General features: G+C 41.1%; 14 protein-coding genes. 4 read left to right on the top strand and 10 right to left on the bottom strand.

Features of this window, described 5'->3' with window-relative positions; translation table 11 throughout:
* The first annotated feature begins 2 nt into the window (after window positions 1–2).
* The 4 genes from E4S40_RS15530 to E4S40_RS15515 all read left to right on the top strand — a co-directional run bounded on the left by E4S40_RS15530 (window position 3) and on the right by E4S40_RS15515 (window position 8,308).
* The gene (locus E4S40_RS15530) at window positions 3–2,186 is read left to right on the top strand and encodes a hypothetical protein (RefSeq protein WP_135076227.1); all 2,184 of its coding nucleotides are present in this window, start codon (window positions 3–5) and stop codon (window positions 2,184–2,186) included.
* A gap of 17 nt (window positions 2,187–2,203) precedes the next feature.
* Entirely contained in the window at window positions 2,204–3,676 is a 1,473-nt protein-coding gene (locus E4S40_RS15525; RefSeq protein WP_135076224.1) for a hypothetical protein, read from the top strand.
* A 370-nt stretch (window positions 3,677–4,046) separates the two neighbouring features.
* Entirely contained in the window at window positions 4,047–4,973 is a 927-nt protein-coding gene (locus E4S40_RS15520; RefSeq protein ID WP_135076221.1) for a bile acid:sodium symporter family protein, read from the top strand.
* 68 nt (window positions 4,974–5,041) lie between these two features.
* Window positions 5,042–8,308: a S41 family peptidase gene (locus E4S40_RS15515; RefSeq protein ID WP_135076218.1), complete on the top strand. Its 3,267-nt coding sequence runs from the start codon at window positions 5,042–5,044 to the stop codon at window positions 8,306–8,308.
* Between the two features lie 112 nt (window positions 8,309–8,420).
* Here E4S40_RS15515 and E4S40_RS15510 read toward each other — a convergent pair whose 3' ends face one another.
* The 10 genes from E4S40_RS15510 to E4S40_RS15465 form a co-directional block, all read right to left on the bottom strand.
* Window positions 8,421–9,512 carry a hypothetical protein gene (locus E4S40_RS15510; protein ID WP_135076215.1) on the bottom strand — a complete coding sequence of 364 codons (1,092 nt, stop codon included), beginning with the start codon at window positions 9,510–9,512 and terminating at the stop codon, window positions 8,421–8,423.
* A 297-nt stretch (window positions 9,513–9,809) separates the two neighbouring features.
* Window positions 9,810–10,562, bottom strand: coding sequence for an SDR family NAD(P)-dependent oxidoreductase (locus E4S40_RS15505; RefSeq protein WP_135076212.1), 753 nt, complete (start codon window positions 10,560–10,562; stop codon window positions 9,810–9,812).
* A gap of 2 nt (window positions 10,563–10,564) precedes the next feature.
* A complete protein-coding gene (locus E4S40_RS15500; protein WP_135076209.1) occupies window positions 10,565–10,765 on the bottom strand; it encodes a hypothetical protein in 201 nt (66 codons plus the stop codon).
* 183 nt (window positions 10,766–10,948) lie between these two features.
* Window positions 10,949–11,749, bottom strand: coding sequence for a DUF6090 family protein (locus E4S40_RS15495; protein ID WP_135076206.1), 801 nt, complete (start codon window positions 11,747–11,749; stop codon window positions 10,949–10,951).
* A gap of 4 nt (window positions 11,750–11,753) precedes the next feature.
* Entirely contained in the window at window positions 11,754–14,996 is a 3,243-nt protein-coding gene (locus tag E4S40_RS17315) for a sensor histidine kinase (protein WP_135076203.1), read from the bottom strand.
* Between the two features lie 49 nt (window positions 14,997–15,045).
* Window positions 15,046–18,720, bottom strand: coding sequence for a sensor histidine kinase (locus tag E4S40_RS15485; protein WP_135076200.1), 3,675 nt, complete (start codon window positions 18,718–18,720; stop codon window positions 15,046–15,048).
* Between the two features lie 2 nt (window positions 18,721–18,722).
* Window positions 18,723–22,412: a sensor histidine kinase gene (locus E4S40_RS17265; RefSeq protein ID WP_135076197.1), complete on the bottom strand. Its 3,690-nt coding sequence runs from the start codon at window positions 22,410–22,412 to the stop codon at window positions 18,723–18,725.
* Complete coding sequence (locus tag E4S40_RS15475) at window positions 22,409–23,482, bottom strand: sensor histidine kinase (protein ID WP_135076194.1); 1,074 nt, start codon at window positions 23,480–23,482, stop codon at window positions 22,409–22,411. Before E4S40_RS15475 ends, E4S40_RS17265 begins: the two co-directional genes overlap by 4 nt.
* Window positions 23,483–24,622 carry an FIST signal transduction protein gene (locus E4S40_RS15470; RefSeq protein WP_135076191.1) on the bottom strand — a complete coding sequence of 380 codons (1,140 nt, stop codon included), beginning with the start codon at window positions 24,620–24,622 and terminating at the stop codon, window positions 23,483–23,485.
* 22 nt (window positions 24,623–24,644) lie between these two features.
* Complete coding sequence (locus E4S40_RS15465) at window positions 24,645–25,784, bottom strand: FIST signal transduction protein (protein WP_161971817.1); 1,140 nt, start codon at window positions 25,782–25,784, stop codon at window positions 24,645–24,647.
* Window positions 25,785–25,792: the final 8 nt, after the last annotated feature.

The following is a 25,792-nucleotide window of genomic DNA, read 5'->3' as shown; positions in this document are numbered from 1 at the left end:
GTATGAGTCAATTTGATTTTCCGAGGATCAATTTTCATGGATCTGTGCTCCTCGATGTCCCGACAGGTAATAACGGGAAGTTTTCACCTTTAAAAATTTACAATCAGGATGCTGCCCTTCCCTATCGGCCTCCAAGAGTAAATATCTCTCCGGATTTAGTCTCGAAAATTCAGGGTTTAAATTATGATGTCAAGACTGATGCTTCAGGTCAGAGCTATGTTGTGATCGATTCCGTTACAGATGAGGTTTATGATGATTGGGCTACGTATTTGCTCGGGACATCCGGGCATGATGATAAATTTGTTGACCTTTATAAAAATGTTCCTTTAGATGGACCTGGAGATCAGCCTTCTCTTTATGAAGGATTGGTTCAGCCGGGATATTGGAATTACTATGGAGACCTTAGCGTCTATGCGGAGGAAATCCGAATTACCGGGGTACAAATACCGGATGGGCAGGGAAAAGTGATTACTTATACTCCGGATAATAGCGATGGATGTCCGGCAGGTTTAGCCCAGCTTTTGGGTCAGTCATTTTCATTTCACCAGCAGTTTTTTGATAAAAAAAGCAAGACAACAGCCATGTTTTGCGATGTAGATAGTATTAACGATACCTGTACACAGCTTTTCATTTCTCTGGCTGGGATCTATGGCGAGCCGAACGGAGAAGAAAAGACTTTTTTATCGGGAGTTCCCTGTAAATCTACCTTTACTTGGTTGTCACTTTGCAAGGTCTTAAACTACAATAATGGCCTGCTTATGCCTATGAGTGGAGGCACTTATTTTGAATCCACTATTAATTTGAATGCTAATCAAACAGATGCTTCCGTTCAACAGGATTTGAACCAATATGCAGGTTTTCAGGTAGATGCGCTCTCTATGAAAATCCTCCTTCATCAGGTGTATGAGGTAAGAAATCCTATTTATTCTGAAATGCCAACGGCTCCACTAGGAAACAACCAAACTTCGGTTCATAAGAACCCGGCAAGGGTGGCATTTTCGGGTTCGCTTTGTCCCTTTGTGGAAAGCGTGGATATGAAAACCCACAATGTGGGTAGAATTTTGAAGAATGAAATAGTCAATAACCCGACTATAAAATACACTGAGGCTAATCCTCCCGTAGTTGCTCCTACTCCAAAGGGAGAGAATCAAAAGCCTCTTGATCTTCCAGATACGGTTCAGCTGCCTCCTGCTTTTGTGAGGGTTAATCCAAAAGAAAATCTGATCAGCTTAGATGTAATTAACACAATCTGTGAATATGGTGTCGGCTTTGAAGAGGAGTATAGCAAGTATGGAGGAGATACCTCGATTAAGAAATTTCTTGGTTGGGAAAATTATGACTTCGGTGAGTTGACTCTCAAATTTGTCCCTGATGATAAGACAGCCCCTACTACCATAGGGAGTTTTAATCATAAACTGGATTATAACATGAATACCTTCCTTGCACGGGGAGGAGTGATGGATTTTCCGCTTCCAAGTGAAATTTCTGACTTTTCAGCAGGAAAGTTTGCTATCTATACCAGTTCGGACCAGGAATTATTGATGGAGGATGACTATCTAATTATGTCAGATCAACAAGGTTCCTATGCAGAACAGGGACAGCTGCCTTCTGAGGGATATAAGTCTGATGGTGCAGGGCGTGGCCCCGTTATTTTAAGATGCTTTTATAGAGGGGCTCCGGTTACGACTCCGGTATTGGGGAAAATCCGAAATGGCAACACAAATAAATTCCAGGACTTTTATTTCTCAGATGGTGTGCCTTTCGAGTACTGCACCAATGAAGCAGGATGTGTTCAGTATATCTTGGGGATTACTCCTGAGCAATACAATGCACCCGCATCTCAGGCGGAGGGACTTTATTTTGCTGCCAATGGCTATTTTATAGCTACTCGGGTGCTTTCTGCTGATAAGGATTTGGAAGTCTATCTCAATGGGGAAAAACCTTTGACCTTCCAGGTGCTGTATGACAATATTCTTTCGAATTACAACAATGTCCTGCCTATAATGAATGCTATACTTCCATTTAAGGAGGAGGTTTGGAGTGAGCCCTACACCATGCGTAGAATGCTGATGCTTACCGACGAGAAAAACTGGGGAGGCTATATGTATATGCCTGTTACCCGGGAGCTTTCCAAGAATCAGCAAGCCTTACTGCAGATGTGGGCGAAACTTAAAATCAATTCCTAGTCTCAAATTTTTGTGATATGAAAAATTTAATCTTTAGAGTATCAGGATTATTCCTGCTACTTCTTCTTAATCAATATTGTTCCAGTCCTACGGATAACGAAACTGCGGATGAGACAATGGAAATGGCTGATTCTCCATTATATGATAGAATTCAACAGCTATTCGAATCAGATAGTACGGTTTCAGATTTTATCCAAGTGAGTCTGGAGGAGGTTGATCCTGGGTTTTGGATGCCGGAATTACAGAGTCCGGTCTATGCTACTATTGGTGAGCAATGGGTATTGTTTGGTGGGAGAAAATCCGGATTACATAATATGGCTAAAGATCCTCCTGCTTTCCCCAACTTAATGGCAAATGATTCCATTTGGGTGGTGGATTTTGCAAATAAAAAATCCACAGGGGTACCTATTCCAATGCCTTATTTTCACCAACTTTCAGGTAGTAGTATGCTTCATTATCAGGAAGGTGAAACACTCTATGCGTCTGGAGGATATACGAGTGATGGAACAGATTCAGTAAGCAACTGGACTTCAGATTACTTTTTCGAGATTAATGTCCCTAAACTTATTCAATATGTCCTTTCCGAAGGAGCAAATCCAACCTTGGATCAAATCTTCACTAAGGTGATACGAGATCCATTTCTACAAGTAACAGGAGGAGAAATGATGGTAGCAAATGGGAATTTCTACCTCATTGGAGGGCAGAATTATAAGGGCTCATATCTTCCTGGGAATACCGGAGATTATACCTCAGCTGTGCGAAAGTTTAGACTTGCTCAGGAAGGAAATGGTTGGGCTATTTCAGATACTTTATCGGTTATCGATTCGGCAAAACTCCATCGTAGGGATTACACCTTGGCGGAAGTCATTACATCGGGTCCTGATTCCTTGGGTGCAGTGATATATGGAGGGGTCTTCACTAGACAAGGTTTGGGATATCGATCCCCAGTCTATCTCAATGACCTTGGTTCGGGAAACCCCAATGTGACTTTGGATGAGCAAACTTTGCAAAAAGCGAATTTTTATTCAGCAGCTCAAGTAGATGCGGTCATGGCATTTGGCGAATTTCGTGTTAGTCGGATAAGCATTTTGGGAGGAATTACCTATATGGTTTATGATCCGAATTCCGGGCAATTGGCAGCACCCGATAGTATACCCCTACCATTTTCCAATTTGATTTCTACTTACTATACAAATGGCGAGGACGAAACCATAGAGCTGGTTCAAACTCCACCTCAGGCTCAGATGCCGGGATATTTGGGAGCAAATGCGGTCTTTTTTCCGCTCCCTAGTTTACTTTATGGAGAAGCGGCTTCCATTATTGACCTCAACAAAGTTTTCGAAGGAGATCCCTCAGGACCCGTACTGGTTGGATATATGTATGGGGGCATCGATTCTCCTGTTCAAAATCCTATGTGGGGCAATAGTAATTATAATACAAGCGTTAACTCCAACCTTTATGGAGTGTACATGACTTTGGTTGTTCCTTAAAAAATCAAAAATTTCGGATGGTGAATTCCCAAATTTGGGGATTCATTATCTGACTTATTGCATGAGTCAGGGTAAGAAGACAAAGACCAATCAAGCTGATCATGCTGATTTCAATAATGCCCTTGCAAAGGTTCAATTCTGCTTTTCGGGAATTCGGATTCGTTTTCATGGGCTTAAAAATTTAAATGAAGACAGGTAGAAAAATAATGTTGGCTATTGAAACTATCAAAAAAATTCAATAATTCAAAGAAATGTAATATTTTATTTTGCAATTGATTCAATAGGTGAAATATTCAGGTCAAAAAAATGAAAAATTGTTACTTTTTGAACAGTTGGTGGTTTTGAGCGTTTTTCAAGGAATTCTTAGAATATGAAGAGCTATTTATTTCCTACGCTGGTAGTCCTAATAGTCTGTTTAGCCTTACTATTTCCTGGTATTTTAGTTAATTGGGGAGGATTTGAAACCTCCCTTTTGATTGTTCCTTTGCTTCAGATCATCATGTTTGGAGTGGGGACAGAAATGAGTTTGGGTGATTTTTTGGGAGTAATCAAAATGCCCAAAGGAGTGCTAATCGGAATGGCCTGTCAGTTTACCATTATGCCATTTCTTGGTTTTTTATTAGCCAACGTTTTTTCATTTCCCCCAGAAATAGCAGCAGGATTAATTTTGGTAGGTTCCTCTCCCTCAGGATTGGCTTCCAATGTCATGTCCTACCTATCTAAAGCAAATTTGGCCTTATCGGTCACTATGACTGCTGTGGCAACAGCCCTTGCTCCGGTTTTGACTCCTTTTTTGATGAGTTGGTTGGGAGGAGCTTATGTTCCGGTTGACTTTTTCTCCATGATCTGGAGCATTATTCAGATTGTTATTATTCCGGTGGTTTTGGGATTGGTTTTTAATCATTTTATGAAAGGGAAAGCAGCCTGGTTGGACAGAATACTACCAGTCCTTTCTATGGGAGGGATTATTTTGATCATCGGAGTAATTACAGCAAATGGAAGGGATAGCCTATTGCAGATCGGAATACTGCTTGTTTTGGCATGTCTCCTTCATAATATCTTGGGATATGTACTCGGCTATGCGAGCGCAAGGGTTTTAGGATTAGATGAAAAATCTTCCCGAACAGTGGCTTTTGAAGTTGGGATGCAAAATTCAGGGCTCGCTTCTGGGATTGCGGTGCAAATGGGGAAAATAGCAACAGTTGGACTGGCTCCAGCCGTTTTTGGACCATTGATGAATTTTACCGGTTCGCTTCTAGCTTCCTTTTGGAGAAAAAAATCCGAAACCAACCAATAATCAAATTGCATTTTTTTCTACCTCAAGAAGTGCGTAGATTTTATCTCTTTATCGAAAATCCTTTGATCATGAATAAGAAACTACTTTGCTCGCTAATTATCGGCTTGGGAGTAACTGGTCTGTCCTTTTCTCAAGAAGGGCCTGGTTATTTTATGCATCCGGATGTTCACGAAAACACACTTGTTTTTGTGGCTGAAGGAGATGTTTGGATGACCTCCCTTCAAGGAGGAATGGCTACTCGGCTTACCACCCATCCTGGTGATGAATCCAATCCAAAAATTTCACCTGATGGGAAATGGGTGGCCTATGCTGCCAGCTATGAAGGGCCTACTGAAGTCTATGTGATGCCAATTACGGGTGGTTTACCTCGAAGATTAACCTACGAGCCTGCAAGTTCAATTCCAACGGATTGGCGGTCATCAAGTGAATTAGCCTATGTTACCAATCAATATTCAACCTTACCTCGGCTTCGAACGGTTGTCCTGGATTTGAACACTGGAGAAAAAGAGATTTTGCCTTTGGAAATGGCAGCTGAGGGAAGTTTTGATGAGGCAGGGGAGACTTATTATTTCGTCCGGCCTACCTATCACAACAATGTCACCAAACGCTATAAGGGAGGAACTGCAAGAAAAGTTTGGAAATATGGGGAAGGGGAGACGGAAGCTGTCAAACTGACCCAAAACTATGAGGGTGAGGACCATCATCCTACTTTCCATCAAGGACGGGTTTATTTCCTTTCATCAAGAGATGGTATCCAAAATGTTTGGTCTATGAACCCTGATGGTTCGGATATTCAGCAACACAGCAAGGAAGGCTCCTTTGATGTTCGTGAATTTTCCCTTTCTGGAAATACACTAGTATATCGATCAGGAGCTGACATATATCAAATGGATTTGATTGGAGGAAATCCAAATCGAATTGCCATTCGTTTGGTTTCTGATTTTGATCAGTTAAGGGAAAAATGGGTGGATAATCCGGCTTCTTACATAACCAATATTTCTGTTTCCAATGACGGAGAAAAAGTGGCTTTGACTGCCCGGGGTCGGGTTTTTGTCTTTCCGGCTAAAGAAGGGAGAATGGTTCGCTTGAGTAGAAAAGATGGGGTACGTTATCGAGATGCGGTTTTTACCACCGATTCCAAGGATATTTTGACTTTCTCTGACGAAAGTGGTGAATTTGAAATCCATCAGTATTCTGGTTTGGGTTTGGATCAGGGAAAGCAATTGACGGATAATGGGACCACGCTTCGCTTCAATTTGAGCCCTTCACCGGATGGGAAGTGGCTAGCTTGGACTGATTTAAATAATGACTTGTGGATCCGAAATCTTTCCACCGGAAAAGCGGTCAAGGCCAATCTGACCGACGAGGACCTACATGGCAGCATGTCTTGGTCACCCGATAGTCAGTGGCTGGCCTACGGACAGGCAGCTTCGAATATCTTTACTCAGCTCTTTGTCTTCAATCCGAGTACAGAAAAGCGAATCACCCTGACTTCTGACCGGACCAACAGTCTCAATCCCCAATGGAGTGCCGACGGGAAGTGGATTTATTTCCTTTCGGACCGAAATTTCGAAACCCGAGTAGGAAGCCCTTGGGGACAGCGTCAGCCGGAACCTTTCTGGGAAAAGCAGATGAAAATCTATCACATTCCTCTCCAAAAGGGTTTGATCTCTCCTTTCACTCCAAAAAATGAGCTGAAAGTAGAGGAGAAAAATTCAGAAGGCCCTGTTGCCGTGAAGATCGATGAGGAAGGCTTGATGGAGCGAGTGCAGGAAGTGCCCGTGCCAGCAGGCAATTACAAAAATCTGATTGTAACCGAAAAGGCCTTGTACTACCATCGGGTGGGACCCGGTCCGGGAGTTTATTACGGAGGAGGGGCATCCAATGATGATGAACCAGCTTTGATGATGACTCCGATTTCCGAAAAGGCGGAGCAGAAAGTATTTGCTGATAAAATCAACAGCTATGCGGTTTCAGCAAACAACAAGTATGTTTTGTTGCGTCAAGGGGCTAACCATTTTTTGGTGGAATTGGGGACTTCTCCGGTTTCGGATTTATCCAAAAACAGATTGGACTTGAGCGGCTGGAAATTCAGCATTGATCCTCGGGAAGACTGGAAGCAGATCTATACTGATGCTTGGCGAATGGAGCGAGATTATTTCTATGACGCAGGCATGCATGGTGTGGATTGGGATAAAATGTACGAGAAATATCTTTCGCTTGTGGATCGGGTGACGACTCGAAATGAGCTTTCGGATGTGATCGGGGAGTTGATTGGTGAACTTTCTGTACTACACACTTCCGTTCGAGGAGGGGATACCCGAGATGGAGAGGATAATATTCAGTTTGGAATGCTTGGGGGTCTTTTTTCCAGGACCCAAAATGGCTATCAAATCGACTACATTTTCCAAAGCGATCCGGACTATCCAGATGAGAAATCACCATTATCTCATCCAGCTTTTGGAATCAAGGAAGGCGATGTGATTACGCATATCGACGGGACATCTGTTTTGGAAGTGGATGATATGCAGGTATTGCTTCGGGATAAGGCTGGAAAGCAAGTTCGCCTGGCAGTAGCCGGAAAAGGGGACTTCATTCTGAAACCCATGAGCTCAGGCCAGGAAAGCAATCTCCGATACAACGATTGGGAGTACACCCGAAGACTAGAAACCGAAGCAAAATCCAATGGAGAAATCGGCTATGTCCACTTGAGAGCCATGACCTCAGGGGATATCGGACAATGGTATCGGGATTTTTATCCGCAGTTTAAGAAGAAAGGCTTGGTCATCGATGTGCGCCACAATCGGGGAGGAAACATTGATTCATTCATACTGGAAAAGCTGATGCGGGAAGCCTTTTTCTACTGGAAGAGCAGAACGGGTGAACCGTATTGGAATATGAATTATGCATTCCGAGGGCATTTGGTTTTGTTGGTGGATGAGTTTACCGCTTCCGATGGAGAGGCTTTTGCCGAAGGCTTCAGAAGGTTGGGGCTTGGCAAAGCGATTGGAGCGAGAACTTGGGGAGGTGAAGTTTGGCTTTCGGGTGTGAATACACTTTCGGATAATGGCATTGCTCGAGCGCCGATGAATGGGGTTTATGGAGTTGTTGATGGAGACACCAATGACGGCGAAGATGTGGAATGGCTGATTGAAGGGGTGGGATTCATCCCGGATATCGAGGTGATCAATTTGCCGAAGGCGACTTTCGAAGGGAAAGATGCTCAGCTAGATGCGGCGATTGAGCACTTGAAGGAGTTGATCCAAAAAGATCCTAGAACAGTTCCAAGTCCGCCACCTTATCCGGATTTGAGTTTTAAGAATGGGAAGGATTGAAATTATTCGACAGAAGCAATTTCTATATGAAAAATGCCAGCCAGATTTTATTAAATCTGGCTGGCATTATGGTAATTGAGGGATACTTTTCTTTAGATTTTTGACCTGAAAATTATCTTTCTTTTTTCTTCTTGATAATCCAGATGCAATCCTCGCCTGTCCAGGACTTTCCGTCCATTGTATCAAAGGAAAGGGATACAGTAACTTGATCTCCATCTGACACATCGCCTAAAGTGGCCACAACTTCTTGAGTATCAAATTTCAAATCCAAGTCCATTACCCCATCGTAATCAGCAGGGTAACAATCGCAAGCTTCTTCTTTTTCATAGAATCCTCCAAGATCAGCGAAAGATGAATTTTTTGGAGCGATTCCGTTCAGTCGGACAGTAGAAAGATCGATATCATTTACATCTAAATCCATAGAGGCTAAAATGCCCACTGGAATTACCCCTTTGGAGTTGACATTTACAGGATTCTCGCAGCTATCCGGTCTGACATCAACCGTGAATGGATTTTTCTCTGTATACCGAAGTTGAGCAATTGCAAAACCTGAGGAGGGCTCTGATTGTATCAGGACATAGTCAAATCTAGCATCAGTTTCTGCAGCAAAGAGTTTTGCTTGACCGCCAGAAAAACTTTCTACATTTTTTGCAATAGACCCTATTAATTCTCCTTGAAAAAAGAAGTCAACTTGGACACTGAATGTGCCAAACTCGTTGTTTAATAATTCAAATCCAAATGTTGATACTGGAGTAGATAGAGAAATTCCCAGAGAGTTTTGACCATTTGAAAACAAGACATGGGGATTTGAATCTTCAATGTCAGGAAATACTCCCCAACTCAACCAAAAGCAAGAAGAAACTTGTCTTTTATTTAAAGTCTTATCAAAGTTCAAAGTTAAGTTTCCGTCAGATGCATCATTTACATCTGAAAGGCACGGAAGTGAAGAAATATCGATCCTCATCGTTTCAGTAGTATAATCACCGGAAACATCATCAATAGGCGTAAATGAGGCCATAATCATGGCATTTTCTCGACTTCCTTTGGGTGATTCAGACGGAATCTGTATGATATCTATGCTTTCACTTTGGGTTTGATTCAAAATTGTTTTTTGAGTTTCCAGATTTAACTGGTCCGGTTTTTCAGTCTCAGTACAAGAGTACAAAATTGCTCCTAAAGCTAGGAATGCTGTTAATTTTCTCATGATCTTAAAAGTTTTGGTTAAAATTTAGACTAAGAATTAAATCTACTGTCTGAATCATCCATTGGCATTTTGTAAAATCTAGTAAAAAGTATCCCAAGAAATTAGACTCTAATTCAATCCATTTGTGTAATGAATGGATTCAAAACAGTAAATCAATTTATCACTTTCAATGGGTAAATCCAAAGAAAAACTTATGAAATGTATTAATAATCAATTGATTATGAGTCTATGCATTTGGGATGTGCAAATGCTGAAAAGTTTAATAGAATTGGGTTTTACAAGAGAAACTACATGTATTTATCGCTTTGCCATTACGCCTCCGTCAATGGTATATACACTTCCGGTGATCCAGGAAGCTTCATCGGAAGCAAGAAAAAGTACAAGATTGGCGATATCCTGAGGAGTTCCTAAACGTTGAATCAGGGTGTTTTTTCCTGCTTCTTCTACGGCTTTTTCGGGATTAGGAAAGGCAGCAGCTGAATCATGAATCAGCGGAGTATCCACAGGGCCAGGACAAATACAATTGATCCGCACGCTTGGTCCATAATCTACGGCTGCTTGTTTGGAAAGAGCAACCAAACCCGCTTTGGATGCGCAGTAGGCAGGATGATTGGGAAAAGTTTTGAAAGCTGCAATTGAAGAATTGATGGTAACTGATGCGCTTGGTCGCTTTTCTAGTTCAGGAAGAGCTGCTTTTAGCAAATAGAAAACGGAGTTCAAGTTCACATCAATGGTTTGAAGCCAGTCTTCAGTTTTGAGGGAAGTAATAGAACCGAGCCCTAATATTCCGGCATTTGCGGAGATTCCATCTAATTGCCCGAATTTTTTGATAGTTAGATCCACCAATTCCTGATTGTAGCTTTGATTGCTTACATCTCCTTTCAAGAAGAAAGCATTGGAGCCGATTTCATTTACTAAATCGGCACCGGCTTTTTCATTTCTTCCGCTCAAAATCAGATTAGCCCCTTCTCTAGCGAAGGCCTGAGCAATGGCTTTTCCCATTCCGCTTGTGGCGCCTGTTACCAAAAAGGTTTTATTGAGAAATTTCATACTTAGTTGATTCCTCCAATTTTCCCATCTCCATCGAGATCCTTTCCGCTATGTTCCTCCAGTATTTGAAGGGTTTTGATCAGTAATTCCTGAGTCTTCCGCAATTCATGTTCTAATTGAGCTACTCGCGCTTCCAAAGAAGCTGCTCGAGAATTGTGCTCAGAGATTTGACTTTGTTGGATGAGGTTCCAGAATAGTCCCATTGTTTTTTAGGCTTAATATACGCAGTGTACGAAGCTATACCAACAAATTATCTTTATGTCATTTGAAGATAATTTAAGGAAACAGTACAGTTGAGGTATATATTCTATCAGAAAGGAATATTATTGAACCGAATGAACTGATGGCAAAAAGGGTACTACTACTAATCTTTTTAGATTGTCCAATTATTTATTATTCCTGAGAGAAGAACTAATGAGTAGTTTGATTTCATCTATTAAAATAAGAACATCTTTTGCTGAACGGGCTGCATCTTCAAGCAATACATTCTTGATCGCAATTCTATTTGCAAGTTCACGGCTCCATACGGCTTCTTTATCTGAGGAGAAACGTTTGTTAATAGGAGTCTTTTCATAACCCGACGAATGGGGTATCCCAGGATACTCCCAAATCACATCTGAATCTTCCCCATAAATAGTACTTACATTAAATCGATTTACGAAAAATTCTGTCACCTGTCCTGCCCATTGATCGGCTGCCTTTTCTGAGTAGCTATTTGCTAAAGCATTTACTATTTCAAAATTGGAAAGTGCTCTTCGTAGTTCTTCGCTTTGAAGAATGGAGAGCTTGCCAGAATTGACAAGGTCGTTGTAAGCAGTTACCTGAATACCAAAAGGAACATCTATAAATGATTTCCGGAGCATTCCAACCAAGCTATCAGTCGGGGTACTTCCCTCTGGTTCTGCTAGAAGCACAAGCAATTGCTCATTGTGGTTAAGTTGTTCCTGTACAGCTCCAAGAATTAGTTGAAATGACGACTCGGCTGTTTCAAAATCGTTTAGCAAAGAATTCAAATATTGATTCTCTTCTTTTTCGCGCTTTCTTTCTTCATTCCAGGTATTCACCTGAAGGGCAATAAGAATCCCGATCACCACCAGCAGGATTTCCCCTATCGCGTAAATCAGATATTTTCTGATACTTGCTTTCCCTAGTAGGGATTGTCGGATTTTCCTAAAAAATTTTAGCATAATTCTAACTGTGTATTGTAATCGTAAAAACTGTGCTTCCGGGTTGTGATTCGACTTTCAACTCCCCTCCATGTGCCTTCACAATATCATAGCTTAAGCTCAGCCCTAAGCCAGTTCCAGAACCGGTCGGTTTAGTGGTGAAGAAGGGTTGGAAGATTTTTTCTTTGATGGATTCTGGAATTCCGTTTCCGTTATCCTTTACAGAGATTTCAATACCTCTTTCAGTCTTTTTGGTACTGACGTTTACTTCAGGTTTGTAACCTTCAATTCCTGACTTGGCTTTTTCATTTACGGCATAGAATGCGTTGTTGATTAGGTTCAACAAGACCCTTCCGATATCCTGCCTGACTACTTGAACTTTTGGAAGATCAGGGTCCAATGCTGCTTTGAAATCGGCTGAAAAAGATTTGTCCTTGGCTCTGAGTCCGTGATAAGAAAGCTTAAGGTACTCTTCCGCCAGTACGTTAAGATTGGTTGCATGTTTTTCTCCGGAGCTGGATCGGCTATGCTGCAGCATTCCCTTTACGATAGAATCTGCCCGCTTACAATGCTGAACGATCTTGACTTCGTTTTCTTGGATATTGGCAACTAACTCTTTTACCTGATCAAGATTTCCCTTTTCAATTTCTTCACGCAACTCCTCAATTAATTCCTGATTGAGTTCCGAAAAATTCTTCACAAAATTTAATGGGTTCTGTATTTCATGGGCGATTCCAGCTGTGAGCTCACCTAAAGAGGCCATTTTCTCAGATTGAATAAGTTGGGCTTGAGTCGCCTTCAGTCCTTCGTAAGCTTTTTCTATTTCACGAGCTTGAGCTAGTTCTTTTTCCCTATTCTTCTCTTTTTCCCTAGCCAAAATCCTTCCTGTTTGGAATTTCACCAAACCATACACGATTAGTCCAAATAAGATGAAGTATAGGACAAACGCCCACCAAGTGGCATACCATGGAGGGAGAATTTCGAAAGAATAGGCTATTTCCTCAGATTCTAAATTAAAAGCATTTCTAGCTTTCACTCTGAATATATAGCTACCATAAGGAAGATTGCTAAACTCTCTTGAGGTTCTACTATCCCAATCTGACCATTCTTCATCGAGCCCATCTAAAAAAGTCCGATATTGAATTTGATTTTCTTTGATGAAGAAGGGAGCGATATAGTTGAATAGTATATTATTTCCCTTGTAAACCAAACTTGGAACTTGATCTCCAAAGTATTTGGGAAGAACCAGGTTCCCTTCGGATGATTCTACTCTATTGAAATACAAAGGAAGGGGATGGTCTGTCTTATACTCTTTGGTGGCATCTACTCTTAGAAGCCCTTCGTCGGTAGCAAACCAAAAAGTGCCATCTTTCTCTGTATAAGTACCACCGGTAATGTTTGCTGTAATTAGGTTTAAGGGATATTCTCTTATAACATAGCTACCATCCTCCTGTGGTATGGCTAAACGGTTTTCACCTCCAAACGAGAGAAAAACATTTCCCATGGTGCCGAGTCCTATCCCATAAGTATCAAGATTTAGATCTGCTTTTTTATCTGAAAAGCTAAAGACTTCATCTCTTTTGAATGAATCACTTTCTTTATCAAAGAAAAAGTAACCTTCTACTCCTGAGGTATAAATTTTCCCATCGATTGCTGTAACGACACCTGAGACCCCTTCTACAGAGGTTTCGTCAGAAAATGTTGTAGTAACAGCATCTTCTATTTTCAAATTACCCGAAGCGGTCTTTGGAATTTGTACTCTGTAAAGGTAGCCGGCCTGAGTTCCTGCCCAGATTTCGCCATCAGCATCTTCCTGAATGGAATATATTGATCTTCCTACATCAGTTATCGGACCTATTGATTCGTATTGGTAATCACCATTAGCCTTTTGTTCTCTTTTGAAAACATGCAATCCAAAGGTCCCACCCGTGAAAATGTAACCTGGATGTTGTTTAGATATCTGTAGGGTTACCGTTTGAAAAGGCTGTGTTTCCGGGATCAAACGTGCACTATTACCTCGAATTTCATAAAGTCCCGGTCCTGTAGAAACCAATTGATTCCCATCTTCAGCCATGGCGAAAACTTGCGTATTGGGAAGGTTTTGTACTTTTTTTATCTCCCCATCTTCACTGTCAATGTATAAAATTGAGGTAGAGCCTCCCATATACAAATCATCTCCGTAGGCATTTAAAGAAAGGATATTTCCTACCTCATATTCATCAGAATTAAACTGTGTTAAAGGGGAAAAGAGCTCAATTTTACAAAGTCCTGCATTAGTGCCGACCCAAAGGTTTTGGGTGTTATCTAGGTGAAAAGCATATACACTTTGATCAGGAATAGAATTCTTGGTGGTGAATTGGTTCAGGGCTTTTCCTTCCTGATCCAAAATAAAAAATCCATGGCCAAGCACGGATAATGCGTAGGTATTGTTGGGTAATGCTAGGCCTCTGTATAAGCTTCTCTCTTGAAGCAAGTAATCAATTTCAGTTATGAAGGGTAAAAAGCTTTGTCCATCATATAGGTAAAGCCCCCCTGCAAACGCCCCAACTAGAAATTCCCCGGCATTTTTATACGGTAAAAGAACCTGAACCCTATCGTTGTTAAATATTTCACTTCCTTCAATAAATTCTAAGGTTCCATTATTATTCCTAAATAGACCCATCTCAGCTTGATGGGCTAAGTAGTTATCCTCAAATTCCCAACCATACATAAATGCAGTATCGGGTTTCCAGATTTTGATTTTTTTGTTGGGATCAGGCTCATTTGGTGAATAGATGAAAATAGCTTCTCTCGCTTGAAAATAAATTTCACCTTGAGCCTCTACTATGGTCCAGATATCATTGAAAGCAATTTCCTCTGGGATTAGATGCGCGATAGAAACTTCTTTGGTTGCTCCAGTAGAATCTGTTTCAACCACTCCAAAATCACTGATTGATCCGTAATAATAGGTCCCATCCGAAGCCAAATAAGTGGAGCGAACATTTGTTAAAAAGTCTTGGACGGGAGAAGGTAATAATTCCCAGTTGACCCCATCAAATTTTTGAAGACCAGTGGAAGTACCCGTGTAAATGAAGCCCTCATTATCCTGGCCTACATTCCATACTTGTTGACCTGCGGGAGTATTATCGCCAATGATGTAATTGGTATACTTGGGAACTCCCTTGGAGCCATTAATCTGTCCGATGGAATTTTGACTGAGTCCAAATTGCATTGCCGCGAACAATAGGCTGATTACGGCTATTTTGAAAGTTGAAAAAAATCTCTTCATGTTTTTCTATTTAGTTGTGGGAAATTTCCTTTTCATAATTTACTTAAAATCAATGAATTGGTAGATTAATAATAAATTGGCTTCCTTCTCCTTCTATGCTTCTTATCTTTATTTCTCCCCCATGCGCCTTCACTATATCATAGCTCAAACTCAGACCTAAGCCTGTACCCGAACCGGTAGGCTTGGTCGTGAAGAAGGGTTGGAAGATTTTTTCTTTGATGGAGTCGGGGATTCCGTTTCCGTTATCCTTTACAGAGATTTCAATACCTCTTTCAGTCTTTTTGGTACTGACGATTACTTCGGGTTTGTAACCTTCAATTCCTGACTTGGCTTTTTCATCTACCACGTAGAAGGCATTATTAATAAGGTTAAGTAGTACTCGACCTATGTCTTGGGCCGCGACCTTTGCTTTAGGGAGATCAGGGTCTAACTCAAGTTTGAAATTAGAATTGAATGACTTGTCCTTAGCTCGAAGTCCATGGTAACTCAATCGGATGTATTCATCGGCAAGGGCATTCAAATCGGTCAAGGTTCTCTCTCCCGAGTTGGAACGGCTGTGTGCCAACATCCCCTTCACGATAGTTCCGGCCCGTTTCCCATGATGGTTGATTTTGGAAAGGTTTTCCTTCAAATCATCCGCAATCTCAATAGCCACATTTGCATTTCCTGCTGCCAACTCTTCCTTCATTTCTTCAATCAACTCATTGCTGATTTCTGAGAAGTTATTCACGAAATTCAGTGGGTTTTGAATCTCATGAGCAATCCCGGCGGTTAGCTCTCCCAGTGAAGCCATTTTCTCGGATTGGATTAATTGCTGCTGGGTGGACTTCAAGTTTTCTAGCGACTGATTCAATTGAGCCGTGCGGTGATTGACCCGCTCTTCCAGTAATCGGTTTTCTTTTTTGAGGTAGTAGGATCTGATTTGAACGACAGTATAAATCACCAAACCAAGCAAGGCGGCGTATATCAAGAAAGCCCACCAGGTAAACCACCATGGCGGATTGATTGTGAAAGAAAAGGATGCAGGCTCACTCCATACCCCATTAAAGCCTTTGCTGATTACTTTGAAAGTATAATCCCCTGGTAATAAGTTGAAGTAGGTTTTTGAAATGGGGTTTTTGGTGATGTCTGACCAATCCTTGTCGGAGCCCTCCAAGACATACCTGTATGCAATTTCATCCCTGCTTCGGATAGTAGGGTTAGAAAACGTAAAGGTGAGAGAGTTTTGATTATAGGGGAGTACTAGGCCAAGAGGAACTTTGGTTTTAGGATCCAAACTGTCCCAGGTGATCTTGTTCTCATTGAGGTAATTGGAGGCATTACCAATATCAGCAGTAAGGCTATCAAAAACTGAAATATCTCTACCTTGTTGAGAGTTTTTGAAAAGATTAGCTGTTTGATCCATGATGCGGATCCCAGTCAATTCCACTATTGCAGGAGCATCTGTATTCAGCTTGGGATCCTGAAGATTGACAGTTAGGATAGGAGATGCAGCCCACCAAACCTTTCCACTTCTTGTCACCTTGGCAGTCATCTGATTATAGTCAGTAAAAGGAGAGCCTTCAGCTCGTCCATAATTCAAAAACCTCCAAGGCTGATTTGGATTATCCTCAGATGGTTGTTCGATGATGACTATTCCATCCGAAGTTCCTAGCTGAATTCTGCCTTTTGAAACTACCAAGTCATAAAGGGATTCGGGTTCCAGCCCATGATCACTATTCACATTGGTGATTTGGTTTCGCTCTTTGTTGATTATGGAGATTCCCCGACCCCCACCAATGATCATTTGATCTTCAGAATCTCTAAAAATGACAGATTGATCTACTGTAGATAGGCCTTCGTAAATGCCAAGGAAACTGACTGTATTTTTTTCAGGGTCGATGAAATTGATGCCGGAATTAGTGACAACCCAGATTTTATTCAAGTGGTCTTCTTCTATTCCCCATACAGTGCTCCCTGCTAAGCCCGTGAATCCATCCACTTTTTTCATGGTCCCTTCATTTTGATCAAAAACAATCAGTCCATCATTAGTGGCAAGCCAAAGGGTACCATCTTTTCGTAATCTTGCGCGCCAAAAAAACCTGGCTGTTTCCGAATTTCCCTGATAAGAAGTAATCGTGTTCTCTTTTAGATTTAAAAGGCTAAAACCTCCGAGGGAACCGATAAATAAAATATCCTCAGAAAGTTTGGATACTCCACGATGGTCATTAGGGCCGATTTCTCTTGGAATTTCAAGATACTTAAGCGTCTTGGTGGAGGGATCGTAAATGTTGAGTCCGCCATAGGAGGCTAACCAAACTCGGTGATTTTGATCTTCCTCAATGCCCCAAACTTCATTGCTCACTAGGCCATTTTCTGTATTGAGGTGTCTGGAATCCATTCCTAAAGGATCGTATAGAATCAGGCCATTGGTAAATGTTCCAGCCCAATACATTCCATCCTTTTCATCAATTAAACTGACAGCCGGGGGGCCTGCCCCTCTTAAATGGAAGTTGGTTTTGATGGTTTTTAAAGTTCCTTTGGTTGGATTATAGATGGAAAATGACTCATCAGATCCCATCCAAATATTGCCTTCTTGATCTAGGGTGATGTCAATTAAATTTCCTGTAAAACCTTGCTCTTCCCCCATTCGGGAAATAACCTGATTTTCCAAAGAAACATTGACTGCTCCTAGGGAATATGAAGCCAACCAAACAGAACCATCAGATCCTTCTCTAAAATCATAAATGTTTGGAACACTGATTCCCTCATCTCTACCTAGAAATTTTACCTTTGTTCGGTCAGGGTTTGCGATAGCAATTCCTGAATTTAAACCTAGCCAAAGGTTGTTTTTTGAATCGACAAAACTGCCAAATCCATTAATAATATTGAGGTTTTTTGACTCTAAATTGATTCTTGAAAGAGTCCTGTTTTTAAGGTCAACGAATTTTAAAAGTCCTGAAATTCTTCCTCCCCAATAATTACCATCTCGGTCTATAGTTCCGCGGGTGAAACCATAAGGCAGTTTGAATTTTTCTACTATCTCATTTTCGAGATCAACAATCAAGAAACCCCGTTCGAAAGTCGAAACAATCAACCGGCCTTCCTGATCAAAATCTAAGTCTGAAATTATATTTATAACGCCTGAGGCGAATTCGGTTGTGACAATTTCATAAAGGTGAAATTCATTTCCAGCGAATTTAACTAAACCTTGCTCTGTCCCTATCCAATGTGATCCATCTGGGGCGATTGTTTGGGCATAAATCGTATTTCCCGGAAGCCCCTGCCCATTTGATAAATTTAATATACCAGCAGCGCTTCCTTCTGCCTTAAGAGGTGTTCCGACTAGGCTTACAATAGGCGCAGGTAAAGGAAATTTTACGCTTTGTAAAGAATCAAATTCAATCTCTAGCGTGAGTGGTGCTTCTTCCAATTCTTCCCAATCAAAACTAATCTCATCCAATGGCTTTTTAAGTGGTTCTTCTTCCTCAAGAGAAAAAGGCTTGGAAGGCAGTCTATCCCAATTAAAGCTCATTTTTCTTCCCTTCGGAACGCTATCTTTTTGGATCGTTTTCCATTCAATGGTTTTTCCTTCCGGAATTTCAAAAGGAACAGGAGTGGGTATCTGAAAATTGGAAGGATTTTCAGGAATAGGAACGTTTTCATCAGATTGACATGCCACAGCCAATGCCAGTGAAAAAAGTAAAAATACCCGTAGGCCAAAAGATTGCATGTCCTCTTTCATAGTTAGATTGATTTTAAAGGGAGTTTGATGGTGAATTGAGTTCCTTTTCCCACTTCTGATTGGACATCAAAAGTTCCACCATGCGCTTTGATGATATCATAGCTCAAACTCAGACCTAGGCCTGTCCCAGAACCAGCAGGTTTGGTGGTGAAGAAAGGTTGGAAAATTTTGTCTTTGACGGAGTCAGGGATGCCGTTCCCGTTATCTGTAACTGAAATTTCGATTTCGTTTTGATTCCTTTTGGTACTGACTGCTACCTCCGGTTGATATCCCTCTGCTCCTTCAGGGGATTGCGGGATAGATTTGGCTTTTTCATCCACCGCATAAAAAGCATTATTGATCAGGTTCAATAATACACGACCAATATCCTGAGCCACTACATTTACCTTTGGTAGTTTGGATTCAAAGTCTGTTCGGAAATCAGACTGAAAGCTTTTATCCTTAGCACGTAATCCATGGTAACTCAATCTCAGGTATTCATCCGCAAGGGCATTCAAATCAGTTGGAGTTTTTTCGCCTGAGTTGGATCGGCTGTGCTCGAGCATTCCTTTTACAATGGAGTCTGCCCGTTTTCCATGGTGTTTGATTTTTGATAAATTTTCTTTGAGGTCGACAGCAATGGATTTAACCTCATCCAAGTTGCCACTTTCAATTTCCTCATTCATTTCATCTAAAAGTTCTTCACTGACTTCGGAGAAATTGTTGACGAAATTGAGCGGGTTCTTTATTTCATGAGCGATTCCCGCAGTAAGTTCTCCGAGAGAAGCCATTTTTTCAGATTGAATGAGCTGCTCTTGGGTCGCTTTTAGATTTTCGAGCGATTGATTCAATTCTGCGGTTCGTTGATTTACTCGCTCTTCAAGGAGTCGATTTTCCTTCTGCAGATAATAAGATCTGATTTGTACAACTGTATAAATCAATAAGGCAAGAAGTGTAGCATAAACCAGGAATGCCCACCATTTTAACCACCAAGGGAGGTTGATTGTAAATGAATAAGTGGCAGGTTCACTCCAGACTCCATTGAATCCTTTGCTGATCACCTTGAAGGTGTAATCCCCGGGGAAAAGGTTGAAATAGGTTTTTGAAAAGGGCTTGTCGGTGACTTCAGACCATTCCTCGTCAGCACCTTCCAAGACATATTTATAGACGATTTCATCTCGGCCTCGGATAGATGGATTGGAAAAAGTAAAGGTGAGGGAGTTTTGGTCATGGGGTAGAGACAAGCCAAGAGGAACCTTAGTTTTAGGATCCAAACCGTCCCATTTGATAGTATTTTTTTTCAGATACCCCTGTACATTTTCTAAACCGGAAGTAAGGCTGTCTGTGGACGAAAGAACTCTTCCTTGCTCAGCTTTTATAAAAAAGTTCGCTGTTTGATCCATGATTCGAATCCCTGTTAATTCCACATTGGCCGGAGCATTTGCGTCTAATTCAGGATCTTGAAGGTTGACTGTGACAATTGGAGATGCTCCCCACCATACTTTTCCTTCTTTGGTTACCTTAGCAGTCATTTGATTGTAATCGGTAAAAGGAGAGCCTTCTGCTCTTCCATAATTCATGAATCGCCAAGGTTGATTGGGATCATCTTCACTTGGTTTTTCGATAACTACGATTCCATCTGAAGTTCCCAGTTCAAGTCTATTATTGGATTCAACTATGTCGAAAACCCTATCTGGAATCAAGCCATGCTTGCTAGAAATACTCGTAATCTGATTTTGCTTTTCGTTGATGATTGAGATTCCTCCACTTCCACCGATAATTATTTCATTTTCGCTAGTCTTAAAAATTGCAGATTGGTCAATCGAAGACAGTCCCTGTTCTGATCCCAAATAAGTGATCGTGTTCTTTTCGGGATCGATCATGTTTATTCCAGAATCAGTGACTACCCAGACTTTGCCATGGGGATCTTGTTCAAGTCCCCAAACGAAATTTGAGGCTAAACCAGCCGTCTCATCTATTTTTTTGATCGCACCATTTTCTTGGTCAAAAAGGATCAAACCATTATTACTAGCTATCCAAATTTTACCGTCTTTGAGCAATTTTGCCCGCCAAAAAACTAGAGGTGTTTCGGAATTTCCTTGATAAGAAGTGATTGTATTTTCTTCCAAATTCAGGAAACTAAACCCTCCTAGAGAGCCAAGGAAAAAGATGTCTTCGGAGATTTTCGAAATTCCCCGATGATTATTTGAGCCAAACTGGCTTGGGATTTCTAGGTATTTGATGGTTTTTGTAGAAGGGTCATAGATGTTGAGGCCGCTGTAGCTGGTTAGCAAAACACGTCCATTACCATCTTCTTCTATTCCCCAGACATTATTGTCGATAAGTCCATCATTAGAAGAGAGGTGCCTAGAATCCATTCCCAATTGATCATATATGATGAGTCCATTTGTAAAGGTTCCAAGCCAATAGATTCCATCCTCTTCATCGATTGTGCTAACTGCCGGAGGACCCGAACCATATATCCTTAGGTTGGTCTGTATGGTTTTTATGGTAGATTTTTCTGGATTAAAAATTGAAAATCCATTGGTGTGTGCCAGCCAAACTCTTCCTTTTCGATCAACATTTATATTGATTGCATCATTTGAATACCCATGTTCCTCCCCAATCCGGGAAATAATGCCTTTTTCCAAGGAAATATTATAGATCCCATTTTGGAATGACTCTAGCCAAACTGACCCATCAGGCGCTACGACTGTTCCTGAAAAATCCCCAATTAGGCCTTCGTTATTTCCTATGAATTTTACCTTTTCACGGTCGGGACTAATTATTGCTATCCCATCGTTGTAACTTATCCATAGGTTGTTTTTTGAATCTACGCTCAGGGCACTGAATAAGGGTAATTCATTAGCATCAAAAACAAGGGAGAAGACCTTTACATTTTTAAGGTCGATAAACTTGGGAATATCTCCAATCATACCTCCCCAGTAGTTCCCGTCCTGATCTATACCTCCTCTTGTAAATCCATAAGGAAGCTCAAAATATTCCAGTAATTCGGTTTCCGGGTCTAAAACTACAATCCCAGACCCTGTAGTCGAGATGATTATTTTTCCCGATGGGTCTATATCAAGTTCCGGGATTAAATTGGGAGCTCCAGCTGAATAATCCCTTGTGAGGATGTCAAACAAGTGAAACTCGGTACCTGTATACTTTACTAAGCCCTGCTCAGTACTTAGCCAATGTGTTCCATCCGGCGCAATGACTTGAGCTATGACAGAATTTCCCGGTAATCCCTGACTACTGGACAATTCCAGAATTCCAGCCTTGATTCCTTCTGGTTTTTGAGGGATCCCTACTTCTGAGATAATTGGGTCAGGTAGGGGGAGGATGAAATGATGGATTGAATCCGATTCTAATTTTAGATTCAGAGGTACTTCTTTTAATGCGTCCCAATTAAAGGGTATTTCAGTGATTGGTTGCTTGAGTGGTACTTCTTCCTCCAATGAAAAAGGCTTTGAAGGCAGTCTTTCCAAATCAAATCGCATCGTTTTTCCATCAGAAAGGAAGTCCTCCGGGATGTTCTTCCATTCAATAGTTTTCCCTTCAGGAATTTCAAATGGTTCAGGCGATGGAATTTGAAAATTAGATGGGTTCTCAGGAGTTAGTACAGTAGTGTCTGATTGACAGGCTACTGCCAATCCAATAGAAAAAAGTAAAAATACATGTAGTCTGAATGAATGCATGTGTTTGTTCATGACTCGTTAGATTTTTGTGGTATTAGTATTTTAAATAGGGCTCCTTCGCCTTCTTTGCTTTCTATTTGGAGTTCTCCACCATGGGCCTTGATAATGTCATGTGTGATGGAAAGCCCCAATCCTGTTCCTTCTGTGCCTTTTTTGGTCGTGAAGAATGGTTGAAGGATTTTTTCCCGAATCGTATCTGGGATTCCCGTTCCGTTGTCCTTGATTTCAATTAAGATTTTTCCATTCTTTAGACTAGAATGGGCTCTAAGTGTGGGTTCGTAGTCGTTGTCTTCATTTTGAGATTGGCTGTTTAGCTTTTCTCTCATGGAGTCAAAAGCATTGTTGCAGATATTGAGAATTACCCGAGAAAAGTCTTCCACGATCAAATCTGCCTCCCCAACATCCTCCATTAAGTCCAATTGTAAATTCACTTGGATAGGATTTTTGCCAGCTCGCATGCCATGATAGGAGAGGTTGACAAATTCTCTGATAAGTGGATTGACTTCCTGTGCGCTCTTTTGATTATCTCCGGATCGACTGTGTTGAAGCATGGACTTTACGATCCGATCTGCTCGCGAACCATGCTCAAGAACCTTGGAAAGGTTGCTTTTTACATCTTCCAGAATTGAGATTATTTCTTCTTTTGAGTCGGATGGAGGCATATTTTCCAATTCCTCGAAAACCTCATCAATCAACTCCTTATTCAGTTCGGAGAAGTTGTTGACAAAATTCAGGGGGTTTTTGATCTCATGTGCAATACCTGCAGTCAATTGACCCAATGAGGCGAGCTTTTCCTGTTGTACTAATTGATCTTGTGCAGCTTTTAGATCTTCTAGAGATTTTTGAAGTGCTGAATTGGCCTCTTCAATGTCTTTTCTTTTTAATTCCAGCTCCTCGATAGTTTCTTCAAGCAATACGGATGTGGTCCGTTTCACTTTTTCTGTTCTATCCAGTTTGAATTCCAAAATGGTAATTTCCTTATCCGCATCCTTTACTGCCTTGGTAATAGCAGCTTTTTGTTCATCAGAAAGTTGTTCAATCTGCTGAAGGTTATCCAGGATATTTTGAAGATGAACGTTCATTTATTTTTCTTTAAGCGCTATAGTGCAGGTAGTCAGGTTATGCATTTCAAGATTTCCTCCAGCCATTCTGCCTAATTCTGCATAGGAAAACATACCAGTCATCGGTACATTCCAGACTTTCCTAATTCCTTCTATTTCAGCATTCATCATGGGACCAAATGATAAAACTCTGCCAGCACAGCTGAATATTACCAAGGCATCTGCCTCTTGCATTTCCATGTCTTTGAGTTTTTGTACTCCTTTCACCACTTTTTCCATTACATCCCAGTCAGGAGGTAGCGAAAAGCGGATTTTTGATCCCTGCGGAACCGTTCCACTGGTATAAAAGGAATGGTCAGACCAATCTACCACCAGGCCGGGGCGCATTACCGGGTCACCTTTCTCACGTTGTAATTGCAAGGGGAAATTGGCCGCAAGCTCAAGTAATACATCTTTGTTTTCAGGGGTGATATTTTCAAGCCCCCCATATTTTGTAGTAATATCCAGTGCCGGTTCATTGTCTATCGTGAACACATGGTTCCCTTCGCTTTTGGTCACTGTTTTTTCAGTTCCCATCGCTTTCCATCCACAAGTAGCAATACCACTAACGGATACTTTTTCTTCATCTAGGACCAAACAAACCATTCCATGCTCGTTTTCCCATCCATTTGAAAAGACCCATGTTTTGTCAAAAGCTAAATCATCACCTGCAGCTCCACCAAAAGCATTAACATCTTCCCCTGCAATTTCCTGAAGCCCCAGCAACACTTCTTCTCCATCCGTAGCTGCATTGCTTACTGCCAATAAAAAGGCAACTTTTTCAAAGTCATCTTTGGCTTTAGTTGCGATGGATTTGGAAGTTTCCCGGTAATTGTTGTTTTGAAATTCTGCTGTATGAATTCGGAAATATTCTTTTTTGATGTCTAGTAATAAGATGGCTACTGAACCATTTTCAGTTTCCTCATCGATAAATTCCCCATTGGTAGTAGAGCCAAAAATGCTTATACCCGCTTCATCCAATATATTGCAAATTGCCTTTCGGTCTTGAGCAACAGATAGGAAGACAATAGCTAGGGTAGGAAGGAAACTCTCGGCCATACTTTCATTGAGTGCCGATTTTATTTCCGCTGTTGTTTTTCCCTTGATTGATTTTGCTTTCATTTTTTAAATGGTTTTAGGGGGATTATTTCTCTTTTAATGCTATCCAGCTGACTGTTGTCCCATGAAATTCACAGCGACCTTCATCCAACTTTCCAAATTCGCCCAGTGAAAAATAGCCTATCATGGGCTTGCCCCAGGTGGAGGCCAATCCTTCAATTTCTGTAGTGATCAATGGTCCAAATGACCCTAATCTTCCGACGCAGGAAAACACAAGTAAAACATCGGAATCTGGCATTTTCTCCTCTTTGTAAGTTCTTGTGCTTTCAATGACTTTGTCAATCACATCAAAATCCGGCGGTAGGGAAAAACGGAATTTATCCCCTTCTTTTACATGTCCTCCTATCATGATTGACTGATCAGAAGGGTTTAAAAAAAGTGCCGGCTTCATGATTACATTTCCTGATTCCCTTTCAAATTGTAAAGGATAGCCTAGGTCGGAAGGCAATAGTCCACTTGCTTCGGTATTGGATAGGACTATTTCATTTCCTAAAAATCGCTGAATGACCTTCATGGCAGGTTCATCATCAATAGTATAAACCCATGTTCCCTCGGTTTTTGTGATTTTTTTGCTTGTACCTACTGGTTTCCAACCTGATACAGCTAGTCCGCAAATCGAGATATGGTCCTGATCAAGAATTAGAGCAAGTAATCCACTTTTGCTTGAAGCAGAATTGGTAAAAACTATTCCTGAAAAATCTACCGGATTGCCTGCAATGCCTCCAGCGACTACCGAGTCATAGCCTGCTGCATCAGTCAAACCTCGGATAAGCTCATCTCCTGAAACTTGAAAATCCACAGGTGAAATGATGAAAACAGGGTTTTTAAAATAGTTGCTACCGACTGAACCGGTTTGGTATCCGACCTCGTATGCAGACGAACCTTGGTAATCGTTGATTTCAATTTTGAAATTCTCCGGCTTCATATCTAAAAGCATGATGACGATGTCATCCTCTGCGATTCCATGTTCGGAAAACTTTTGAGGCACTGTTAAACCAAAAATCTCAATACCCGATGCTCCAAAGATTTCTCGTAATGGTTCAGCATCTTCAATATTGGTCAAAATGATAATGGCAAGTGTTGGCTTGAATCCATCAGCCATACTTTCAGAGAGAACTTTTTTAATTTCTTCAGGAGATTTTCCTTGTATTGATTTTGCGTTCATTTTTTCAG

Origin of the sequence: Algoriphagus kandeliae, assembly GCF_004571135.1 — a bacterium.
GTDB classification, from domain to species: domain Bacteria; phylum Bacteroidota; class Bacteroidia; order Cytophagales; family Cyclobacteriaceae; genus Algoriphagus; species Algoriphagus kandeliae.
Note: the sequence above shows the minus strand (reverse complement) of the source record. Positions and strands in the feature narration are given on the sequence as shown.